The sequence below is a fragment of the Sphingomonas sp. GW821-FHT12D09 genome, assembly GCF_058807215.1.
Map to the genome: position 1 here is coordinate 59,076 of NZ_JBXAQL010000005.1, position 18,787 is coordinate 77,862.

The 18,787-nt window shown below is 66.0% G+C and carries 17 protein-coding genes and 1 tRNA gene; 10 read left to right on the forward strand and 8 right to left on the reverse strand.

Annotation, left to right across the window (positions count from 1 at the left end; translation table 11 throughout):
• Window positions 1-83: 83 nt before the first annotated feature.
• Together AC1RPL_RS20000 and AC1RPL_RS20005 are read right to left on the reverse strand one after the other, a co-directional pair.
• Entirely contained in the window at window positions 84-1,124 is a 1,041-nt protein-coding gene (locus AC1RPL_RS20000) for an SDR family oxidoreductase (protein ID WP_493071921.1), read from the reverse strand.
• Window positions 1,121-2,374: a hypothetical protein gene (locus tag AC1RPL_RS20005; RefSeq protein WP_493071923.1), complete on the reverse strand. Its 1,254-nt coding sequence runs from the start codon at window positions 2,372-2,374 to the stop codon at window positions 1,121-1,123. The genes AC1RPL_RS20000 and AC1RPL_RS20005 overlap by 4 nt, the downstream gene beginning before the upstream one ends.
• Window positions 2,375-2,570: 196 nt before the next feature.
• On the opposite strand from AC1RPL_RS20005, the gene AC1RPL_RS20010 reads away from it, so the two are divergent.
• From AC1RPL_RS20010 to AC1RPL_RS20020, 3 genes are all read left to right on the forward strand, one after another.
• The gene (locus tag AC1RPL_RS20010) at window positions 2,571-3,206 is read left to right on the forward strand and encodes an ATP-dependent Clp protease proteolytic subunit (protein ID WP_493071925.1); all 636 of its coding nucleotides are present in this window, start codon (window positions 2,571-2,573) and stop codon (window positions 3,204-3,206) included.
• Window positions 3,207-3,326: 120 nt separating this feature from the next.
• The gene (clpX, locus tag AC1RPL_RS20015; protein ID WP_180139891.1) at window positions 3,327-4,583 is read left to right on the forward strand and encodes an ATP-dependent Clp protease ATP-binding subunit ClpX; all 1,257 of its coding nucleotides are present in this window, start codon (window positions 3,327-3,329) and stop codon (window positions 4,581-4,583) included.
• Between the two features lie 205 nt (window positions 4,584-4,788).
• Complete coding sequence (locus AC1RPL_RS20020; RefSeq protein ID WP_493071927.1) at window positions 4,789-5,454, forward strand: hypothetical protein; 666 nt, start codon at window positions 4,789-4,791, stop codon at window positions 5,452-5,454.
• Here AC1RPL_RS20020 and AC1RPL_RS20025 read toward each other — a convergent pair.
• Window positions 5,423-6,880 (reverse strand): NCS1 family nucleobase:cation symporter-1, encoded by a 1,458-nt coding sequence (locus tag AC1RPL_RS20025; RefSeq protein WP_493071929.1) that lies wholly within the window; start codon window positions 6,878-6,880, stop codon window positions 5,423-5,425. The two genes, AC1RPL_RS20020 and AC1RPL_RS20025, sit on opposite strands and share 32 nt — an antisense overlap.
• Window positions 6,881-7,001: 121 nt before the next feature.
• Here AC1RPL_RS20025 and AC1RPL_RS20030 point away from each other — a divergent pair, with 121 nt between their 5' ends.
• Complete coding sequence (locus AC1RPL_RS20030) at window positions 7,002-7,622, forward strand: hypothetical protein (RefSeq protein WP_493071930.1); 621 nt, start codon at window positions 7,002-7,004, stop codon at window positions 7,620-7,622.
• 96 nt (window positions 7,623-7,718) lie between these two features.
• On the opposite strand, the gene AC1RPL_RS20035 is transcribed toward AC1RPL_RS20030, so the two are convergent.
• The 3 genes from AC1RPL_RS20035 to AC1RPL_RS20045 are packed head-to-tail and all read right to left on the reverse strand — an operon-like array spanning window position 7,719 to window position 10,608.
• A complete protein-coding gene (locus tag AC1RPL_RS20035) occupies window positions 7,719-8,324 on the reverse strand; it encodes a methyltransferase family protein (protein ID WP_493071932.1) in 606 nt (201 codons plus the stop codon).
• A 2-nt stretch (window positions 8,325-8,326) separates the two neighbouring features.
• Window positions 8,327-10,045, reverse strand: coding sequence for a M1 family metallopeptidase (locus AC1RPL_RS20040; protein ID WP_493072408.1), 1,719 nt, complete (start codon window positions 10,043-10,045; stop codon window positions 8,327-8,329).
• Between the two features lie 11 nt (window positions 10,046-10,056).
• Entirely contained in the window at window positions 10,057-10,608 is a 552-nt protein-coding gene (locus AC1RPL_RS20045; RefSeq protein ID WP_493071934.1) for a hypothetical protein, read from the reverse strand.
• Window positions 10,609-10,750: 142 nt separating this feature from the next.
• Here AC1RPL_RS20045 and lon point away from each other — a divergent pair, with 142 nt between their 5' ends.
• From lon to AC1RPL_RS20060, 3 genes are all read left to right on the forward strand, one after another.
• On the forward strand, window positions 10,751-13,147 hold the full coding sequence (gene lon, locus AC1RPL_RS20050; RefSeq protein ID WP_493071936.1) for an endopeptidase La: 2,397 nt from the start codon (window positions 10,751-10,753) through the stop codon (window positions 13,145-13,147).
• Between the two features lie 168 nt (window positions 13,148-13,315).
• Window positions 13,316-13,588: an HU family DNA-binding protein gene (locus AC1RPL_RS20055; RefSeq protein WP_086129015.1), complete on the forward strand. Its 273-nt coding sequence runs from the start codon at window positions 13,316-13,318 to the stop codon at window positions 13,586-13,588.
• A gap of 99 nt (window positions 13,589-13,687) precedes the next feature.
• Window positions 13,688-13,762: transfer RNA gene (locus AC1RPL_RS20060), tRNA-Val, on the forward strand.
• 66 nt (window positions 13,763-13,828) lie between these two features.
• Here AC1RPL_RS20060 and AC1RPL_RS20065 read toward each other — a convergent pair.
• Window positions 13,829-14,257 carry a hypothetical protein gene (locus AC1RPL_RS20065; RefSeq protein ID WP_493071938.1) on the reverse strand — a complete coding sequence of 143 codons (429 nt, stop codon included), beginning with the start codon at window positions 14,255-14,257 and terminating at the stop codon, window positions 13,829-13,831.
• A 252-nt stretch (window positions 14,258-14,509) separates the two neighbouring features.
• On the opposite strand from AC1RPL_RS20065, the gene AC1RPL_RS20070 reads away from it, so the two are divergent.
• The 3 genes from AC1RPL_RS20070 (at window position 14,510) to AC1RPL_RS20080 (ending at window position 17,649) form a co-directional block, all read left to right on the forward strand.
• The gene (locus tag AC1RPL_RS20070) at window positions 14,510-16,543 is read left to right on the forward strand and encodes a M13 family metallopeptidase (RefSeq protein ID WP_493072410.1); all 2,034 of its coding nucleotides are present in this window, start codon (window positions 14,510-14,512) and stop codon (window positions 16,541-16,543) included.
• 19 nt (window positions 16,544-16,562) lie between these two features.
• The gene (locus AC1RPL_RS20075) at window positions 16,563-17,024 is read left to right on the forward strand and encodes a hypothetical protein (RefSeq protein WP_493071940.1); all 462 of its coding nucleotides are present in this window, start codon (window positions 16,563-16,565) and stop codon (window positions 17,022-17,024) included.
• Between the two features lie 85 nt (window positions 17,025-17,109).
• A complete protein-coding gene (locus AC1RPL_RS20080; protein WP_493071942.1) occupies window positions 17,110-17,649 on the forward strand; it encodes a hypothetical protein in 540 nt (179 codons plus the stop codon).
• Here AC1RPL_RS20080 and bla read toward each other — a convergent pair.
• A complete protein-coding gene (gene bla / locus AC1RPL_RS20085) occupies window positions 17,646-18,542 on the reverse strand; it encodes a subclass B3 metallo-beta-lactamase (RefSeq protein WP_493071943.1) in 897 nt (298 codons plus the stop codon). The two genes, AC1RPL_RS20080 and bla, sit on opposite strands and share 4 nt — an antisense overlap.
• Window positions 18,543-18,787: the final 245 nt, after the last annotated feature.

Here is an 18,787-nt window from a genome sequence, read left to right on the forward strand (position 1 = left end):
ATCCCTGCGGAGGTGGGGATCCAGAGCCAAGCAGGCCTGGCGTGCGGAGTAACCCCGGATTCCCGCCTTCGCGGGGATGACGGTTATGTGGTGGCCGGGCCAACCAGCCTCAATTCGATCAGGCTCTTCGCCGTTGCGAGGATCGCCTCGTCGTTCGAGCGCGGTTGCCAGCCGAGCAGGCGCCGCGCCTTGGCATTGCTGGCGTTGGACTGGATGCCGAGCCGCGGGGCGGCCTCGCGGGCCATCGGGTTGAACAGCGCCATGATCCGGACGAGCCAGCTGGGCACGCGACGGCGCGTGATCCTCGCGCCTGCCGGGCCCAGGCATTTGCGCAGCACATCGGCCATTTGCGGAATAGACATCGCCTTGCCCGCCACCGCCAGGACGCGCTCGCCGGCGGCATCGGGATGGGTCATCGCCTCGACCTGGAGCCAGGCGACGTCGCGGACATCCACCACGCCGAACCACAGGTCGGGCAGGCCGGGCATCTTGCCCTCGAGCATCGACTTGACCAGCCAGATCGAGGTCGAGAGATCATCGTTTAGCGCCGGGCCGAAGATACCGACGGGATTGACCACCGCCAGTTCCATCCCATGGCCCTCCGCTGCAACGAAGTCCCAGGCGGCGCGCTCGGCGAGCGTCTTGGACTTCATGTAGGGCTGGACTGCGGGGCCATCGACATCGGTCCAGTCGGCCTCGGTATAGTCGGTCGCGCGCTGGCCATGGCCATAGCCGATCGCGGCGAAGCTGGAGGTGAGCACGACGCGTTTCACGCCGGCGGCATGGGCAGCGCGCAGGACGCGCAGCGTGCCGTCCACTGCGGGGCGGATCAGCTCCTGCTCGTCTTCGGGCTGGCTCTGGGGGAAGGGGGAGGCGACGTGCTGGACATGGGTGCAGCCGGCCACCGCCTCGGCCCAGCCTTCGTCCTTTTCCAGGTCGGCGGCCGCGAAGCTGAGGTTGCCGGTTTCGGCGCCGGCGGCCTTCAGTGTCGCGCGCACCTCGGCCTCGCGCGACAGGCTGCGGACGGTAGTGCGGACCTTATGCCCCGCGGCGAGCAGCTGGAGGATGACATGGCTGCCCACGAAACCGGAGCCGCCCGTGACCAGGACCGTGTGTGTCGTCATCGCGCGATCATGGGCCTGGCGCTGCGCAGCTGCAAGGCAGTGAAGGCGTCCATGGCGAGCCGTGCAGCGAGAAAGGCGAGCAGCGGCCAGATCACATAGGCATAGCGCGGGATCGGCATCACCAGCGCATAGGGCAGGCCGGCCAGCGCAAGGTAGAGCGCGAACAGGGTGTAGAAGCGGCGGCGCCGGAACAGCCCCACCGCCAGTCCGACCAGCCCGAAGGCGGCGACCAGGCGGATCATCTCGATCCTGAGGTTGGGGAAGGCGCTCCAGTTGGTCAGCGCGCCCTGCCAGCGATCGGGGATATAGAATTGGCGGTAATGGCGCAGCGCGAGGCGGGCGAAGTCGAGCGGGTGCGCGGCGATCCAGGTCCAGGCCTCGCGGCCGAGCATGCGGGAATAGGCGACTTCGCCGCCGGCTGCGCGCAGCCGGGCGAGCACAGGCGGGTTCCGATAGGGGTGGATCGCGCGGGCCCGGGCCAGCGTCTCGGCACGCGGATCGATGGGATCGAGCGCGCCGTCATAATTGGCCATCGCGATCTCCAGCCCGAAATTGTCGCGTAGCAGCACCGGGCTGCCCATCACCTGCGCGTTGCGCAGCACCCAGGGCGCGAGAACCAGCGCCAGCGCCGCCGCGGCGATGCCGGCGAAGCCGAGGGCCTGGCGCAGGGGCAAGCGGCGCAGCACGAGCCAGGCCCAGCAGGCATCGACCGCCAGCCCGGTGGTAGGGCTGACGAAGAAGGTGAAGGCGGACAGCGCGGCGCCGAGGAGAAGGGGTTGCGACGGGATCGCCTCGCGCCGATCGAGCATGACGATCAGCCAGAGATCGGCGAGCGCGAGCAAGGTGGCGAGCCCGCCTTCCCAGACGCGGAAGTCCGCCGCCTCCTGCACGATATGGCCGGGCAGCAGGCAGAGCAGGGCCAGGCCGCCGATCAGCGCCTGGGGGCGCCATCCGGCCTCGGCGAACAGCGCGCGGGCGACCAGCCAGATCAGCGCGAGCTGGGCGAGCGTCCACAGGGCGAGGAGCAGCGCGCCCGAATCGCCGAATATGTGCTGCACCGTGCCGGCCAGCACGATGCTGCTCGGCATCAGGTGCGCGGTGGGTCCGCTACCCAGTGCGAAGGCGTCGGCGAGCGTGCCGGTACGGGCCAGCGCACCGGCCGCCGCGCTCGCTTCGCCAAGATCGAGCGGGTTGGCCAGCGCACGGACCAACTCCAGCCAGATCAGCCGTAGCCCGAGCCCCGCGACCACCAGCCACAGCGCAGCTCGGCGCGTCGCGCTCAGCGCGTTCTTCGCGTGCTCTCCGGTAATGGCGCGTCTCCCCCCCAGATCCGCTTGTAGCGACGTAACCATAACCAAGGCTTGAACTCCGCACGTCAAGCGCCGATGTTGGTCCAGCCAAACACACATAACGAGAAAATCATCCATGCATCCGCTTTCTGGTCAGATGACCATTGATCCCGTCACCGGCGGCCTCGTTCCCATCGTCATCGAACAGTCGAGCCGCGGCGAGCGCAGCTTCGACATTTATTCGCGCCTGCTGCGCGAGCGCATCGTGTTCGTGACCGGCCCGGTCGAGGATCACATGGCCTCGCTGATCACTGCCCAGCTGCTCTTCCTCGAGTCCGAGAACCCGAAGAAGGACATCTGGATGTACATCAACTCGCCGGGTGGCGTGGTGACCGCCGGCATGGCGATCCACGACACCATGCAGTATATCCGTCCGCGTGTCGGCACGGTCTGCATCGGCCAGGCAGCGTCGATGGGCTCGTTCCTGCTCGCCTCGGGTGAGCCGGGCCTGCGCGTGGCGCTCACCAATGCCCGCATCATGCTGCACCAGCCCTCGGGCGGCGCACAGGGCATGGCTTCGGATATCGAGATCCAGGCGAAGGAAATCCTGCGCATCCGTGCGCGGATGAACGCGCTCTACGCGAAGTACACCGGCCAGCCGCTCGAGCGGATCGAGCAGGTCATGGACCGCGACAGCTTCTTCGAGGCGGACGAGGCCAAGGCTTTCGGCGTGGTCGACGAAGTGTACGAGAAGCGGCCGATGCCGACCGACGGCGAGGCTCCGGCAGCCTGATCGTCAGTAGGTGCTTAAGGAGTCTGGCGTAAAAGCCAGATTCCGACTTTGCCGGAGTTTCACCCGCGTGTAGGATGGCGGGTGGCGTAATGTGCGCACGGCGCACCAAGGATGGATTGAATGACCAAGCTCAGCGGCGGTGACTCGAAGAGCACGCTCTATTGCTCGTTCTGCGGCAAGTCGCAGCACGAAGTGCGCAAGCTCATCGCGGGCCCGACCGTGTTCATCTGCGACGAGTGCGTGGAGCTCTGCAACGACATCATTCGTGAAGAGACCAAGTCCGCACTCGTTTCGAAGAAGGACGGCGGGGTGCCGACGCCGCAGGAAATCTGCGACGTCCTCGACGATTACGTCATCGGCCAGAAGCGCGCCAAGCGCGTGCTCTCGGTGGCGGTGCACAACCACTACAAGCGGCTGAACCACGGCGCCAAGGGTGCCGATGTCGAGCTCAGCAAGTCGAATATCCTGCTCGTCGGCCCGACCGGCTGCGGCAAGACGTTACTCGCCCAGACGCTGGCGCGCATCCTCGACGTGCCGTTCACGATGGCCGATGCCACCACGCTCACTGAAGCCGGCTATGTCGGCGAGGACGTGGAGAACATCATCCTCAAGCTGCTCCAGGCTTCTGACTACAACGTCGAGCGGGCGCAGCGCGGCATCGTGTACATCGACGAGATCGACAAGATCAGCCGCAAGGCCGAGAACCCGTCGATCACCCGCGACGTGTCGGGCGAAGGCGTGCAGCAGGCGCTGCTCAAGCTGATGGAAGGGACCACCGCGTCCGTTCCCCCGCAGGGCGGCCGCAAGCATCCGCAGCAGGAATTCCTGCAGGTGGACACGACCAACATCCTGTTCATTTGCGGCGGCGCGTTCAGCGGCCTCGAGAAGATCATCGGCGACCGCTTGCAGGGCAAGTCGATCGGCTTCGGCGCACATGTGGCGGCTCCGGACGAGCGCCGCACGGGCGAGACGCTGAAGCAGGTCGAGCCGGAGGATCTCCTCAAGTTCGGCCTGATCCCCGAATTTGTCGGCCGCCTGCCGGTGATCGCGACGCTCGAGGATCTCGACGTCGATGCGCTGATGAAGATCCTAACCGAGCCGAAGAACGCGCTGGTGAAGCAGTATCAGAAGCTGTTCGACATGGAGCAGGTCAAGCTCGGCTTCAACGACGACGCCCTGGTGGCGATCTCGAAGAAGGCGATCGAGCGCAAGACCGGCGCGCGCGGCCTCCGTTCGATCCTGGAGGGCATATTGCTCGACACGATGTTCGACCTGCCGTCGATGGACGGGGTGGACGAAGTCGTGGTCGACAAGGACGTGGTCGCAGGGTCGAAGGACCCGGTACGCGTCTATGCCAAGAAGGAAAAGGCGGGCTGAGGCTCGGGCTTTTCGGCTGAATTTGGAAGGTCCTTCCCGGAAGCGGGGAGGGCCTTCTGCTTTTCGAGCGCGACCCACAACCGTCATCCCCGCGAAGGCGGGGATCCAGGGTAACAGAGCGGCGTCCTTCGTGACTCTGGATCTCCGCCTGCGCGGGGATGACGAGAGCTAGGGGCTCTGTCAGGGTGACCCCATGCGGCGGGGGATGAACAAAACGGACAAACTCGCCGCCCAGCAGGCGCGGCGCCGCAATGTCCGGTTTCGCCATGCGTTCATTTGGCTGCTCGTCGGCGCGGTCGTCTATGCCGTCGCCCTGGCGCTGGCGATCCTGCTCTATCCCGATCCCAAAGACGTACTCGCGCCGGTGATCGGGCCCAGTCTCTATCTGACCCCGCTCTTCGGGCTGCCCTATCTATTCGCCAGCGCCCGCCAGCGTGGCTGGTTCACGCGGGTCGTCTACCTCACTGCGGCGCTGCCGCTCGCACATCTCGCGGCCAATTACCTCGCCTGGCGCCACGCGATGCTGAGCTTCCCGCTCGAGCCCGATCCCCAGGCCTATCTACGCGATCTCGGCACCGGGGCGGTCGGAGGCTTTGCCGGCGGCGCGCTGGCGCTGATGCTGCTGGTGCCGCTGCGGCTGACTCCGCTCAACGCCGGCAGCCGCGCGATCCTCCTTCTGGGCATCGGTGCGCTGACGCTGCTGGGCGCGCTCGGCATGGCGCAGGGGCTGATATTCACCAACGCGCTCGACTATCCGCTCAAATCGGCGCGCTTCGTCTTCTGGTTCGAGTGCATCCATCTGCCCTGGCAGGCGGCCCTTGCCTTCTTCCTCGCCTGGCTCATGCGGCTGGGTCGGCGACCCGCGGGCTGAACCGCATCAGCGCGAGATAGACGATCGTGGCGATGGCGAGCCCGACGAACCAGGCCCAGGTGTAGATCGCCAGCCAGACCGGCCCGACCACGAACGCCTTGGGCGCGGCAGTGGCGAGGAAGCCGGGGAGGTTGGGCAGCACGCCGGCGGCGAAGGCGACCAGCGCCGCTGGGTTCCAGCCGCGGCGATAGGTATAGATGCTATCGGCGCGGTAGAGATCCTCGACCTTCAATTGCGTGCGGCGGATCAGCCAATAGTCGGCGATGAGGATGCCGGCGATCGGGCCGAGCAGCGCCGAATAGCCGGCGAGCCAGACGAAGATATAGCCGCCCGAGGAGGCGAGCAGCTTCCACGGCATCATCAGGACCCCGATCGTGGCGGTGATCATGCCGCCGGTGCGGTAGCTGATCCGCGCGGGCCAGAGCGAAGAGAAGTCATAGGCCGAGGAAACGAGGTTCGCGGCGATGTTGCACGAGATCGTGTCGATGCTGATCACCACCAGCCCGAGCAGCACCAGCGGGCCGGCGAACTTGCCCGACAGCGCGACCGGATCCCAGATCGCCTCGCCGTAGATGACCACGGTGGCGCTGGTGGTGATCACGCTGGCGAGCGCGATCAGGCCCATCATCGGCGGCAGGCCGACCGACTGGCCGATCAACTGGTCCCGCTGCGATCGGGCGAAGCGCGTGAAGTCGGGGATGTTGAGCGCCAGCGTCGCCCAATAGCCGATCATCGCGGTGAGTGCGGGCCAGAACACCGTCCAGAACTGTCCTTCCTTCGCCCCGCCGGGCACGAAGGCGGAAGGCGCGTGGAAGATCGGGCCGAGCCCGCCCGCGGCGTCCACCGCCCAGCAGACCAGGGCGATGCAGACGAGGATCTTCACCGGCGCGGTCCAGGTCTCGAGCCGGCGGATGGTGAGCAGGCCCTTGCACACGAAGAACAGCTGGATCGCCCAGAAGGCGAGGAAGGCGATCAGCTGGCCCGAGCCGATGCCGAGCATCGGGTGCGGGGTGCCGCGCAGGTCGGTCTTCAGGGCGACGCCCAGCAGCGTCAGCAAGGCCTCGCCGCCGATCCAGGTCTGGATGCCGTACCAGCCACAGGCGACCAAGGCGCGGGCGAGGGCGGGCAGGCGGGCGCCGATCGTGCCGAAACTTGCGCGGACCAGCACCGCATAGGGAATGCCGTGGCGCGCGCCGGCATGGCCGATCAGCAGCATCGGCACGAGCACGATCAGATTGCCGAGCAGCACGGTGAGTGCGGCCTGGCCGGCGGACATGCCCTGCTCGACCAGCCCGGCGGCGAGCATCCAGGCCGGCACCGCGACGATCATCCCGATCCACAGCGCCGCATAATGATACCAGGCCCAGTTGCGCTGCGCCGGCCCCGTCGGCGCCAAGTCCGGATTCCAGAGTGTTGCGTCGGACATTTGCGATCCCCCTGGGGCCAAGTGTCGCGCGAACTTCGCTGCGCTGCAAGATCGGCTTTTGTTGACGAGGTCCAAGATGAGGCGCACCTTCACTGTATTAGCCGGATAAAGGAGTCGTCCTATGTCTGAAGCTGCTATCCTCGCGGATGAAGATCCCCGCGAGTTTCGCTCGCCGTTCGATCTTGCGCTTGATTCCGCTGCTGGTGCGGCGTTCCTTTGGCTCGTCCTGGGGCATCTGTTCTTTGCCGCGGGATTATGTGTTCTCGTACTTTCCGGAGTTGCGAATGGCGCGATCTGGATCACGCCGCTCTTCGCGCTGCCTTTGGTATGGGCGGGGCGGGGGCACCGGCTATGGGTGAAGGCCGCGGTGCTGCTGGTCGGCTTCACCGCCGCGCACTGGCTGGGGGCGCAGCTTGCCGGCCAAGTCAATGCGATCACCCATCCGATGCTGCCGGGCCTCGTCGGCGGCGGGGTGGGAGCGGCGCTCTCGCTGCTTCTGGTGATGGTCACCGGACTCGGCCGGCCGGGCACGCCCACGGCGATCTTCGCAGTGTTCGGCGCAGCGTTGCTGGCCGGGATCGGGGCGCTGGTCGTCTATCTCTATATGACGACGCTCGCGGGCAATGAGAGCTTTCCGGCCAGCTGGCTGCAGCTGCTCAAGATCTACACGCCCTGGCAGATCGGCTTCGCCTATGTGCTGGCCAAGCTGCTGCGGCCCGATGGCGGGATGCCGGAGGACTAGGGCATTCGTCATCCCGGCCCTGAGCCGGGATCCCGCTTCTTCTTTCGAGGACCGGGCAGCGGGACCCTGGCTCAAGGCCGGGGTAACGTGGAAGAACTAGATCAACCTCGGCACGAAGCGCTTCACCCGGGCGGCATAGGCGTCGTAAGCGGTGCCGAACTGCGCGCGGAGGAGCTTTTCCTCGCGGGAAACGCGCATCCAGGTGCCGATCCAGTAGAGCGGCACGGCCAGGACCAGCCCGTGCCAATGTCCGAGCGCCAGCGCCATCACGAGGATCCAGACGAACAGCGCGACGTAGATCGGGTTGCGGACCACCGCGAAGGGCCCCCAAGTGACGAGCTGGTGATCGTCCCGGGTGCGCGCGACGATCGCCCAATTTGCGCCCATCGCACGCGCGGACGCTGCGAACAGGCCGATCACCGCGGCGCCCAGCGCCAGCACCGCGATGACTTCCCCTATCGCCAACGCGTCCGGCGCGCCGAGGATCAGGTCGAGCGGGCCGAATCCCACCACTAGGAAGCCGAGCGCCTGGATCGCCACGCCGAGCATCGAGCCCGAATCGCGCGTGCTGGTCACTTCGGTCCCCACCGGGCCGCGCCTGCCCCTGGCAATGAGCAATGCGGCGGCCCAAACGAACAGGCTGCAGAACAGCGCAGCGACAGCGTAGACGCTGGTCGGCTCCGGATGGACCAGTGCGATCATGTTCACCTCCGATATGCGTAGCGCTGGAAGGCCTCGACGGCCGCCGAGTATTTGAGGATGCGCGAGTCCGGATCTACGATCACGTGCGCGTTCGCCGACACCTTGAGCGAACCGGTGCCGCCGCTCATCTCCACCGTCTTCACCTTGCCGTCGACCGAGACTTCCACGGGCAACGGGAAAGGCTTGGTGTTCTCGACCTTCCACTTGAGCGTCAGCGTGTCGCCCTGGCGGTCCTCGATCAGCTCGGGCAGCGTCGCCTGGTAGAGATAGACGTCGAAGAACCACTGCATGTCCTTGCCGGTCACCTGGTTCACATAGGTGATGAAGTCCGGCGTGCTGGCGAAGCGCGGGGTGAAATTGCCCGGCTTGGGATCGGGGCGGCCATAGACCAGCATGCGCGTGGCAGCGAAGAACTTGTCGTCGCCGATCAGGTTGCGCAGCGTGTGGAGGATCCAGGCGCCCTTGACGTAGATGTCCTGGCCCGGCCCGCCATTCTTCTCCTCATAGACCTGCTCCTCGGTGCGGATCTGGCCCGAGACGATCGGCGCGTGGTTGGTGATCGAGAGGCGGAAATCCTCCATCATGATCGCATAGCGCGCCTCGCCCTCGCGCCAGCGGCCATAGAGCGGCTGCATGTACTGCGCGAAGCCTTCGTGCAGCCAGTAATCGTCCCAATTGCCCGCCGACATCTGGTTGCCGAACCATTCATGGCCGAGTTCGTGCTGGAAGATTTCGTCGAAGCCGGAGGGGTATTGCTTGTAGTTGTTGCCGTACGCGTTGATCGTCTGGTGCTCCATGCCGAGATGCGGCGTTTCGGCGACGCCGACCTTCTCGTCGCTCCACGGGTAGGGACCGATCACGCTTTCGTAGAAATCGAGCGAGGGCGCGAACTCGTCGAACAGCTTCTTCGCCTTCTCGTCGCGGCCCGGCAGATACCAATATTCCATCGGGATGCTGTTGCCGAAGCGGCTCTTATAGTCCGCCCGGAGCAGCTTGTAGGGCGCGATCTGCAGCGTCACCGAATAGGGATTGGGGCTGCGCGTGTGCCAGTTCCAGGTGGTGCGGCCATCGGGCAGCGTATCGGTGCCGAGCAGCTTGCCGTTGCCGGCAACCTTCAGGTCCTTGGGCACCGTGATGTGCATGTCGACGGTATCGGGCTCGCCCTTGGGGAAATCGAGGCAGGGCCAGAACAGGTCGCAGCCATAGCCCTCTGCCGTCGTGGCGATCCAGGGCTGGCGGTCCGGCCCCGGCGTCTTGGCCCAGACCATGCCGTCGTCCCAGGGCGCGCGCACCGCGACGTGCGGCGTGCCGCCATAACTGATCCGCACCACCGCCTTGCCGCCGGCCTTGAGCGGGCGGGGCAGGGTGACCATCAGCCGCCCTTCGGGGTTGGACCAGTCCTTGGGCGTCAGCGCCTTGCCGTCGACGCTGACCGCGGTGACCGGCAGGTTCCGATCGAGATCGATCTGCAGGACCTTTTGCGGAATCGCGCTGGCGATCGTCAGCGTCGCCACGCCGGCGATGCGCTGGGTCGCCGGGAAGACTTCGATCGCGAGATCGGCATGTTCCAAGTGCAGCGCCGCGCGTTCCGGCGCGATCGGGCCGCCCGATTCCTGCGTGGTCGGCGTGATCGGCGGCTCGCCGGGTTTGATGTTCTGCGCGGCGGCGGGGAGCGCGGCGAGCGCCAGGGCCGAGGCAGCGAGGAGCAGATGCGAGCGGATAGGAGCCTCCTTCAGGCGCGAATGACGGTGAAATCGTCGATCGTGATGCGGAAATTGAACTGCTCGGGGCCAGCGCCGGCAAGCGAAATCGTGATGCGATGGGGGAAGATCACGTCGCCATCGGCGACGGCGCCGTCGAATGTGATGCGCTGATCGAGCGTTCCGTCGCCGGCATAGTCGGGGACGGCATAATCGGCGCGAACCGGACGGCGCTGCGCATCCACCCACATGTCGATGCTCGGAAAGCCGCGCTGAGCCATGCTGCGCTTGGCGTCCTCGTTCCCCGCCCCAAGCTGCTGGCGCAGCAGATAGCCGTACAGCCCATATTGCGCGCGCTCATGCGCCGCCTGGCGATCGGGCAGCGGCTTGCGCGCGCCCTTGATCTCCACCCAGGCGCCTTCGGGCTCGACGATCAGCGTGCGCGCAGACTCCGGCCCTTTGTCCTCGAACCAACTCGTCGTGCGGGCGCGCACGAACGGCTCGACTCGAGTCTGCAGCACCAGCCTGTTCATGCCCCGCTCATTCGGAAACTCGCCCAATGCCGTCCATTCGAGCGCTTTCACGCCTGGAGTGACCGCAAAACCGCTTGCCCGTGCCGCAATGGGAAGCAACACTCCACAACCTAAGAGCGTTCGACGATTGATGCGGGCTCCGAGACCCCCATATAATGGTGGTGAGGAGCCCTGTACGGGCTCAGGAGTATCCATGAAGCAGTCCTACCCCGTTCTTCCCCTTCGGGACATTGTCGTCTTCCCGCACATGATCGTGCCGCTGTTCGTCGGCCGCGACAAGTCGGTAGCCGCGCTGGAAGCAGCCATGGCCGACGACAAGGAGATTTTCCTCGTCGCGCAGCTCGATCCGGCCGAGGACGATCCCGGCCGCGAAGACCTGTATGATACCGGCGTCTCCGCCGAAGTCCTGCAGCTGCTCAAGCTGCCGGACGGCACCGTGCGCGTGCTCGTCGCCGGCAAGGAGCGTGGTTCGCTCGTGACGATGGAGGAGGGCGGCGCCTTCCTGACCGCCACCGTCGCGCCGATCGAGGACGATGCCGCCGAAGGCACCGAGATACAGGCGCTGATGCGCTCGGTCGTCGATCAGTTCGAGAATTACGCCAAGCTCAACCGCAAGCTGCCGGCCGAGACTGCGGTCCAGCTCGCCGAGCTGGAAGATGCGTCGCGCCTGGCCGACGCGGTTGCCGCCAACATCGCGGTGAAGGTGTCCGACAAGCAGTCGCTGCTCGTCGAGACCAATCCGATGAAGCGTCTCGAGATGGTGTTCGCCTTCATGGAGGGCGAACTGGGCGTGCTGCAGGTCGAGAAGAAGATCCGCAGCCGCGTCAAGCGCCAGATGGAGAAGACGCAGCGCGAATATTACCTCAACGAGCAGTTGAAGGCGATCCAGCGCGAGCTCGGCAACGAGGGTGAGGAAGGCGACGGCGACGAGATCGCCGAGCTGACCCAGAAGATCGCCACGCTCAAGCTCAGCAAGGAAGCGCGCACCAAGGCGCAGTCCGAGCTCAAGAAGCTCAAGACCATGGCGCCGATGAGCGCCGAGGCCACGGTGGTGCGCAACTATCTCGATGTGCTGCTGGGGCTCCCATGGGGCAAGAAGTCGAAGCTCAAGAAGGACCTGGTCGAGGCGGAAGCCGTGCTCGACGCGGACCATTATGGGCTGGAGAAGGTCAAGGACCGGATCATCGAGTATCTCGCGGTCCAGGCGCGCACCAACAAGCTGAAGGGGCCTATCCTGTGCCTCGTCGGCCCGCCGGGCGTCGGCAAGACCTCGCTGGGCAAGAGCATCGCCAAGGCGACCGGGCGCGAGTTCGTTCGCCAATCGCTCGGTGGTGTGCGCGATGAAGCGGAAATTCGCGGCCACCGCCGGACTTATATCGGCTCGCTGCCGGGCAAGATCGTGTCGAACCTCAAGAAGACCGGGACCAGCAACCCGCTGTTCCTGCTCGACGAGATCGACAAGCTTGGCCAGGACTTCCGCGGCGATCCCGCCTCGGCGCTGCTCGAGGTTCTGGATCCGGAGCAGAACAACAAGTTCAACGATCACTATCTGGAAATCGACATCGATCTTTCGGACGTGATGTTCGTCACCACCGCGAACTCGCTGAACCTTCCCCAGCCGCTGCTCGACCGCATGGAGATCATCCGGCTCGAGGGCTATACCGAGGACGAGAAGGTCGAGATCGCGAAGGGCCATCTGCTCGACAAGCAGATCGAGGCGCACGCGCTGAAGGAAGGCGAGTTCACCCTCACCGATGGCGGCCTGCGCAAGCTGATCCAGGAATATACGCGCGAGGCGGGCGTTCGTACGCTCGAGCGCGAGATCGCCAAGCTCGCCCGCAAGGCGCTTCGCAAGATCCTGGAGGGCAAGGCCGAGAGCGTGACGATCACGCCCGAGAACCTCCACGAGTTCGCCGGCGTGCAGAAATATCGCCACGAGCTGGGTGAGGAAGAGAACCAGATCGGCGCGGTCACCGGCCTCGCCTGGACCGAGGTGGGCGGCGAGCTGCTGACCATCGAGAGCGTCACCGTGCCCGGCAAGGGCATGATCAAGACGACCGGCAAGCTGGGCGACGTGATGAAGGAATCGGTCGAGGCCGCGTTCAGCTTCGTCCGTGCGCGCAGCCCGGCCTATGGCATCAAGCCGAGCCTGTTCGCGCGCAAGGACATCCATGTCCATCTGCCCGAAGGCGCGGTGCCCAAGGACGGTCCCTCGGCGGGTATCGGCCTGGTGACGGCGATTGTCTCGACGATGACCGGCGTTCCGGTGCGCCGCGACATCGCGATGACCGGCGAAGTGACGCTGCGCGGCCGCGTGCTGCCGATCGGCGGCCTCAAGGAGAAGCTCCTCGCGGCGCTGCGCGGCGGCATCAAAACGGTGTTGATCCCGGAGGAGAACCGCAAGGATCTCGCCGAGATCCCGCAGAACATCCGCGACGGGCTGGACATCGTGCCGGTCAAGCATGTCGATGAAGTGCTTCGCCTGGCGCTCACCGAGGCGCTCACGCCGATCGACTGGACGGAGACCGACGAGCTGGCGGCGCAGCCGCCGGCCGGTGCCGCGGGTCTGGGAGACCCCCTCCATCATTGATGGAGGGCAATCCCGAACCGTTGGGGCGCCGTAACCTTTTCGTCATTTCGAGCGAAAAGCGGGCCGAAACGTTTTGACAGCGGTGGCGGCAGCGTGCTGACTTGATCGCTCGGCCTGCTGGCGCGACTCGCGTATTTGTGCGTAATTCATGAGGGGGAAAGTCACGAAATGAACAAGCAAGAGCTGATCGGACAGGTCGCCGATACCTCGGGTCTGGGCAAGGGCGATGCGAGCAAGGCAGTTGAGGCCGTGTTCGATGCCATCCAGGCCGCGCTCAAGAAGGGCGATGAGGTCCGCCTGGTCGGCTTTGGCACCTTCTCGGTCAGCAAGCGCAAGGCCTCGACGGGCCGTAACCCGCGCACGCGTGAGCCGATGACGATCAAGGCGTCGAACCAGCCTAAGTTCAAGGCCGGCAAGGGCCTGAAGGACGCGGTAAACTAAGCCGCTTCAAAACCGGGCCTGGGGGCTGGACAGCGCGCCGCGCTCCGCCTAAAGGCCCGCTTCCGTTTCGGCCGCCAAAGGTTTCAGGACCTGGCCAGCGGGCGCGTAGCTCAGTGGTAGAGCACACCCTTCACACGGGTGGGGTCGCAGGTTCAATCCCTGCCGCGCCCACCATTTCAAAAGCCCGTCGGTCCTGGGGGACCGGCGGGCTTTTTGCTTCCACGACACGCGCGGACGCCGTCAGTTGTCGCTCGGGGAATTCAAGAAAGAGTATAGCTCGGTCGCGGCCTGGAAGGTGTTCTTCATCATCTTGTAGTCGGGCGTCGCCGCCAGCGAACAGGGCGACGACACGCTTTCGTAGCGCAGGCAGGTGATCCCGTCGGCGGTGCTGATCGTCATCGTCACATAGTCGGAGCCGCCGGTCGCGTAGATGAAATAGGTCCGGATCACGGCCGCCTCGCCATTGGGCGCGGCGGCGAGGATGCGCGAGGATTGGGCGCTGCCGCGTGAATATTTGTACCAGGGAAGCCAGCTTGCGGAGTCTGCCGCGATGATGGTGTCCATCGCTCTGTCGATGGCGACGGTCTGGTAGCTTTCCTGCGCGGAAACCGGAACGGCGCCGAAGGCGAGGCTGGCGAACGTGGCGATGCCAAGGATCTTTCCGAACATGATATTCCCCTCTTGCTGTGCGTCCACGCCGAGTCATCGGGTGGCTCACTTTCTGCTTGGGAGGGAAGATGCCCGGATTGCGCGCGCGGGCCGGCGCCCGGTGTGAAATTTCTCCGTCGGGGTGTCTCCGCCGCCGCGATGCGGTACCTATTGCGCCTGTCCCGGCAGCGTGACAGACCTCCTCCCAGACGCGTCTAACGTCGCAATTTCGGGGGACCTCCATTGAAGAAATACCTGCTGCTCGCCTCGGCCATGGCCGCACTCGCCGTGCCTGCGATCGGGTTCGGCCAGCAATCGACCGCGCCCGTTGCCGTCGCCGATGCCGGCGCTGCGCGCTATGGTAGCTGGGGCTTCGACCTGACCGGCATGGACAAGAGCGTGAAGCCCGGCGACGACTGGTATCGCTTCGTCAACGGCGCCTGGATGGACCGCACGACGATCCCGGCCGACCGCTCGTCCTTCGGCGCCTTCGCGGTGCTGCGCGACTTGTCCGAGCTGCGCACGCGCAACCTGATCTCGGGCTATAGCGCCACCGATGCCGCGCACCCAGACCGCATGAAGGCAGCGATCCTCTATTCGGGCTTCATGGACGAAGCGCAGGCCGAGAAGCTCGATGCCCAGCCGCTCGTCGATCGCCTCGCCCGGGTGAAGGCCGCTGCGAGCAAGGACGACCTCGCCAGGCTGATGGGCGCCTCGGTCGGCGGTTTTGGCGGCAGCTTCTTCGGCATCGGCGTGAGCGACGATGCCAAGAGCCCGGACGTCTATGCACTCTACCTGCGCCAGTCCGGCCTGGGCCTGGGCGATCGCGACCAGTATCTAGACCCCAAGTTCGCGCCCCAGGTCGGCCGCTACCAGCAATATGTCGCGCAGCTGCTCGGCATGGCCGGCTGGACTGACGCCGATGCTACGGCTGCCAAGGTCGTCGCGATGGAGACCCAGATCGCCAAGGCGCACTGGACCCGCGCGCAGAGCCGCGACCGCGACAAGACCTATAATCCGACCAGCGTCGCCGAGCTGAAGGCCAGCGCGCCGGGCTTTGCCTGGGACAGCTTCTGGGCGGCTGCGGGCCTCACCAAGGCCGACCGGGTGATCGTCGCGCAGAACACCACGATCCCGGCGCTCGCCAAGATCTTCGCGGACACCGATCTCGACACGCTCAAGGCCTGGCAGGCCTTCCGCACCACCGACGATGTCGCGCCCTTGCTTTCGAAGCGCTTCGTCGATGCGCAGTTCGAGTTCCGCTCCAAGTTCCTCAATGGCCAGCCGCAGCAGCGCGATCGCTGGAAGCGCGGCGTAGCGTTCGTCGAGCGCGCGGTGGGCGAGGGTGTGGGCCGCGATTACGTCGCGCTCTATTTCCCGCCGGCTTCCAAGGCGAAGATGGATACGCTGGTCGCCAACCTGCGCGTCGCGCTCGCCGGCCGGATCAACGGCCTCGCCTGGATGAGCCCGGCGACCAAGGCGCAGGCCCAGGACAAGCTCAAGGGCTTCAACGTCAAGATCGGCTATCCGGACAAGTGGCGCGATTACTCGGCGCTCGAAGTGAAGGCAGGCGACCTGGTCGGCAATGCCGAGCGCGCCGGGCGCTTCGAATGGGCCTATCGTCGCAACCGGCTGGGCGGGCCGGTCGACAAGGCCGAATGGGGCATGACCCCGCAGACGGTGAACGCATACTATAACTCGGTGAAGAACGAGATCGTCTTCCCGGCCGCGATCCTGCAGCCGCCCTTCTTCGATCCGCAGGCCGACGACGCAGTCAATTATGGCGGCATCGGCGGCGTGATCGGGCACGAGATCAGCCACGGCTTCGACGATCAGGGCCGCAAGTCCGACGGCAATGGCGTGCTGCGCGACTGGTGGACGGCGGAAGATGCCGCCAAGTTCGAGGCGCAGGCCTCGCTGCTCGGCGCGCAGTACGAGGCGTACACCTTCGAGGGCCTTCCGGGCGTGCACATCAACGGCAAGGCGTCGATGGGCGAGAATATCGGCGATCTCGGCGGCGTGCTGATCTCGCTCGACGCCTATCATCAGTCGCTCGGCGGCAAGAAGGCCAAGCTGATCGACGGCTATACCGGCGACCAGCGCTTCTTCCTCGGCTGGGGCCAGGTGTGGCGTACGTTGTTCCGCACCGAGGCGCTGCGCCAGCAACTCGTCAGCGATCCCCACTCGCCGGGCCAGATCCGCGCGATCAACCCGCTGCGCAACGTCGATGCCTGGTACGCCGCATGGAAGATCGGGCCGGACCAGAAGCAGTATGTGGCCCCGGCGGACCGCGTGCGGATCTGGTGATTTGATCGCTTTTGGTTGAATGAAGCCCGCCGGCCATGACCGGCGGGCTTTTTCATGCAATGCTCCGCAAATGAACCAGCATGAACGCAGCTTTTTGACGTTTCTTGTCGAGCCGGGTCGTCGGCGGACCGAGACATTGCTCGATCTCGGGCCCCAGGGGCGCACGGATTTCCGCGCGTTGCTCGATCACCCAATTGCCCTCGATCCGCGCCACGCGAAGCATCTGCAAGGGGCGGACGCCTTTCCCACCCCTATCGAAGCGTTGCTCAAGGCGCATGGCGCGCCCGCCTTCTGCCATGTCCTTTCCGCCCGCGAGGATCTGGACGATCGCGAGATGCCGCTGCGCGAGGCGCTGAACGCCGTCGTGGGGCGGGGACACGGGGCCTTCATCTCCTGCATTCCCGGCAAGCTCGGCCTTTTCGAAGGCGAGGGGCCGAATAGCTGCTGGCTGCTCTCGACGGCGCCCGCGACGCCTGCATAGCTTCTGCACGGCAATTCCTCCGAAAGCCGGTTGGCGCATTTCCGCGCTTCGGCGCAGAGCTGCGCCACCAACATCGGAGGCAGGCATGGCAGCGCAGAGGATCAACGACATCCGGATCGGCAACCGGCTGCGCATCGCCGTCTGGAGCGCTGCGATAGGCCTGCTGATGCTGCCGGCGATCGCGATGCAGTTCACCCGCGAAGTCAGCTGGGGACCGGCCGACTTCCTTGTCGCGGCGACGCTGATCGGCGGGACGGGCCTGGTGTTCGAACTGGCGATCCGCGCGCGCGATAGCGGGGCCTATCGTGCCGGCGCGGCGGTTGCGTTGTTCACGGCATTCCTCACCATCTGGATCAACCTGGCTGTCGGGATAATCGGCGAAGAGGGCAATCCGCTCAATTTGATCTTCGGCGGGGTGATTGCCGTTGCGATCCTCGGCGGCTTCATCGCGCGGTTCCAGCCGATCGGCATGGCCTGGACGATGGTGGCGACCGCGGCGGTGCAGGCCGCCACCGTGATCCCCGCACTCACCGACGAGCCGCGTACCGCGGGGCTGATCGCCGCCTTCACCTTGCCCTGGCTGCTCTCGGCCGGGCTGTTCCGCGCCGCCGCGCGTCGGGGCTAGCGCGCCTTGCCGGCCTTCTCGTCGGCCAGCCGCTCGGCGAGCGCGGTCGCCGATCTGTCCACATAGGCGCGGCAGGCGCCGGGATCGACATAGGGGTTGGGGCGCGGTGCCTTGGCGAAGCGAGCATATTTCTCGGGGCCGCCCGAGTTGTCCGGATGCGCGCTGAACATGATGTCGCAGGGCATGACGCGGACTTTGGCGTAGGTGGCGTGGAAGCTCGCCAGCACTTCCGGGTGCTGGGTGAAGCGATAGCCGACCGCGCCGACGGGGTTCAGACTGGAAGCGAAGACCATCGTCTTGCACGCGCGGCCTTCGCAGCTGCGCCAGGTCCAGCTCATGCTACCCGGCGTATGGCCCGGCGTGGCGCGGGCGGTGACGGTGACATTGCCCAGCCGGATCGCCTTGCCATCCTTCACCGCCCGCACCCGGGAGACGGCGGGAAAGGCGACCAGCCATGCTGCCTGCGGATCATCCGCGCTGCTGATGCCCTTCTTCAGCGAGGCTGCGGCCCAGGCGCCCGCCAGCACCGTCGCGCCGCTGTCGCGCGCCAGTGCCGCGAGCCCGCCGGCATGGTCGAAATGCGGCTCGGTGCTGAGGATCAGCTTCACGTCCTGGATGCGGTAGCCGAGCTTCTGCAGGTTGGCCTCAATCGCGCGGACCGATTGCGGCACGGCGCCGTCGATCAGGATCAGCCCCTTGCCGGTGTCGATCAGGCCGACGTTCATGCCCTCGAAGCCGACCAGGTAACTGTTGCCGTACACCCGGATCGGCGCTTGCGGGCCGATCCACTTGGCGGCGGCCTCGGGCGCGAGCGGACGAGTGAGCGGGTCGTCCTGCTGGTGGGTGGCGGCTGTGGTGAGGATGGCGAAGGCGGCGAGGTGGATCGGCTTCATTGGCGTGTTCCTGATTGCTTGCCCCGCGAGATGGCCCGTTCGGCTGCCCCGGCACAAACCACCATTTCTGGGAGGAGCCATTAGCAGGATTGATGGCTCATGCGCGCAAGGGGCTCCCCAACCATCGTCATCCCCGCGAAGGCGGGGATCCAGAGTCACAAGCGGTGCGGCGGAGAAACCCTGGACCCCGCCTTCGCGGGGATGACGAGAGGAGGTATGGGCCCAACGAATCAACGAAAGCGGAG

Bases quoted from the DNA above. Each gene is read 5' to 3' on its own strand.
- AC1RPL_RS20000 (WP_493071921.1), bottom strand. From the start codon at position 1,124: ATGACGACACACACGGTCCTGGTCACGGGCGGCTCCGGTTTCGTGGGC.
- AC1RPL_RS20010 (WP_493071925.1), top strand. From the start codon at position 2,571: ATGACCATTGATCCCGTCACCGGCGGCCTCGTTCCCATCGTCATCGAA.
- clpX (WP_180139891.1), top strand. From the start codon at position 3,327: ATGACCAAGCTCAGCGGCGGTGACTCGAAGAGCACGCTCTATTGCTCG.
- AC1RPL_RS20020 (WP_493071927.1), top strand. From the start codon at position 4,789: ATGAACAAAACGGACAAACTCGCCGCCCAGCAGGCGCGGCGCCGCAAT.
- AC1RPL_RS20025 (WP_493071929.1), bottom strand. From the start codon at position 6,880: ATGTCCGACGCAACACTCTGGAATCCGGACTTGGCGCCGACGGGGCCG.
- AC1RPL_RS20030 (WP_493071930.1), top strand. From the start codon at position 7,002: ATGTCTGAAGCTGCTATCCTCGCGGATGAAGATCCCCGCGAGTTTCGC.
- AC1RPL_RS20035 (WP_493071932.1), bottom strand. From the start codon at position 8,324: ATGATCGCACTGGTCCATCCGGAGCCGACCAGCGTCTACGCTGTCGCT.
- lon (WP_493071936.1), top strand. From the start codon at position 10,751: ATGAAGCAGTCCTACCCCGTTCTTCCCCTTCGGGACATTGTCGTCTTC.
- AC1RPL_RS20055 (WP_086129015.1), top strand. From the start codon at position 13,316: ATGAACAAGCAAGAGCTGATCGGACAGGTCGCCGATACCTCGGGTCTG.
- AC1RPL_RS20065 (WP_493071938.1), bottom strand. From the start codon at position 14,257: ATGTTCGGAAAGATCCTTGGCATCGCCACGTTCGCCAGCCTCGCCTTC.
- AC1RPL_RS20070 (WP_493072410.1), top strand. From the start codon at position 14,510: ATGGCCGCACTCGCCGTGCCTGCGATCGGGTTCGGCCAGCAATCGACC.
- AC1RPL_RS20075 (WP_493071940.1), top strand. From the start codon at position 16,563: ATGAAGCCCGCCGGCCATGACCGGCGGGCTTTTTCATGCAATGCTCCG.
- AC1RPL_RS20080 (WP_493071942.1), top strand. From the start codon at position 17,110: ATGGCAGCGCAGAGGATCAACGACATCCGGATCGGCAACCGGCTGCGC.
- bla (WP_493071943.1), bottom strand. From the start codon at position 18,542: ATGAAGCCGATCCACCTCGCCGCCTTCGCCATCCTCACCACAGCCGCC.